This is a genomic window from Plantactinospora sp. B6F1, assembly GCF_040120695.1.
Lineage (GTDB): Bacteria > Actinomycetota > Actinomycetes > Mycobacteriales > Micromonosporaceae > Plantactinospora.
Genome location: NZ_JBEEAC010000083.1, coordinates 1 through 1,654, shown reverse-complemented (window position 1 = coordinate 1,654; position 1,654 = coordinate 1). Strand labels below are relative to the sequence as shown.

Annotated in this window: 1 protein-coding gene; it reads right to left on the bottom strand. The window is 69.8% G+C overall.

The annotated features are described in order from the left end of the window. Positions 1-140 precede the first annotated feature (140 nt). Positions 141-1,523 carry an IS1380 family transposase gene (locus ABNF97_RS33845; protein ID WP_349341055.1) on the bottom strand — a complete coding sequence of 461 codons (1,383 nt, stop codon included), beginning with the start codon at positions 1,521-1,523 and terminating at the stop codon, positions 141-143. Positions 1,524-1,654: the final 131 nt, after the last annotated feature.

The following is a 1,654-nucleotide window of genomic DNA, read 5'->3' as shown; positions in this document are numbered from 1 at the left end:
CGCTGGCCACGTCGGCCCGGCAGCCTTGATCACTGTTGATCGATGTGGGTGGGCTCTGGGCATGGTGGTGGGCCGTCTGTCGCGGCGGTGGGCGTGGTCTCCTGGGGTCCTCCGGGTTGTTGGGATGCTGGCTGTGCTGGTCAGCCGGGGGCGGGGATGGCCGCGATCCGGTTGAACGCGGCGGTGATCTGTTCGGCCCAGGGCCAGGTGGCGGGGATGCGCAGCGTGCGGCGGCGTTGGCCGTGCACGAGGCGGGCGGCGGTGTGCAGGATCCGGTAGCGCAGCCGTTTCGGTTCGGCCTTGGCCAGGTCGGCGTCGAGGCCGATGAGCTGTAACCAGGCGATGAGGTCGATGGCGATCGCAGCGGCGGTGCACCAGGCGGCGTTGATGGCGAACTCGCGCGATGGTAGCCGGCGAAGGCCGGTGTCCTTGGCGCAGCGGATCCGGTCTTCGACGCGGGCGTGGGCCCGGTGGCGGACTTCCAGCCACTGCAGGGCCCCTGTCGGGGTGTTGGTGACGAACGCGGTGTAGCGCCAGCCGTCACGTTCCTCGAACAGGGTGAGTTGCGCGCCGGGGTGCGGGCGTTCCCGTCGGACGACGACCCGCATCCCGGCCGGCCAGCCGGCCACGTTGAGCAGGCCGGTCAGTTCGGCGACGGCAGCTCCGTCACGGACACCACCGTCGGCGTCGATCGCCGGCGACCACGCCGAGGTGGGCAGGGCGGTGATGGCGGCGCGTTCGGCCTCGCCGATCGACCAACCGAGGGAGTACTCCACCCGCCGGCCGCGCTTGCTGTCCTGCTCATGCAGCCAGTCCAGCACGGCATGGGTGGACGCGGCCGAGTCGCCGCGGATGAGCAGGTGCCGACGGTGTTTCGCGGGGACCTGGCCGATGGCTTGGGCGAGCACGTCGAGGTGATCGGCGGCGGTGTTCGCGCCGGCGTTGCCCGGCCGCAGCTTCACCGCGAGCAGTTCGGCGGTGTTGTCGCAGGTCACCAGGATCGGGTGGAAGCCATACGTGTGCTTGTAGGTGGCCGCGGCGCCTTCCTTGTCACTGTGCGCGATCACGATCGTGGAATCGATGTCCAGGACCACCACGCCGGTGCCGATGTCCCGGCCCGCCGCCCTCGCCGCCGGTGGACCGCCGAACAGCTGCCACATCCGGGCCCGGACCGCCGCCCGGGCCTTGGCGATGCGCCGCGACTGCACCGCGCCGATCTCATCCAGGGCCCGCCACACCGTGGTGTCCGAGGCCACCGACCCGAACACCTCCCGCTGGTGGCGCAGCACGTCGATATCGCTGATGGCTTCCCCACCGTCAGCGATCATCACTGCCAAGTCGACCAGCACCCGACCCCGATCATGCACCGGCCACCGGCCGGCCCGGGCCAGCCCCGCCGACAACGCTGCGGTCAGCCCGGCCCGATCAGCCAGCATCCGCAGCAACGCCGCACCGACGTGCGACACCACACCCGAACCACCCGCGGTGACCCGCAGATCCTTCGACCACGCCGTAAGCTGCACCTCGGAAGTGCCTCCCTCAGAGAGAAACCTGTAGATGTCGCAATCACAAGTTTCCCTTGCAGGGCAGGCACTTCCGCTTATCTACACGCCGACGAACAGCACATCTTGACGATCACGGTGAATCACCCGGG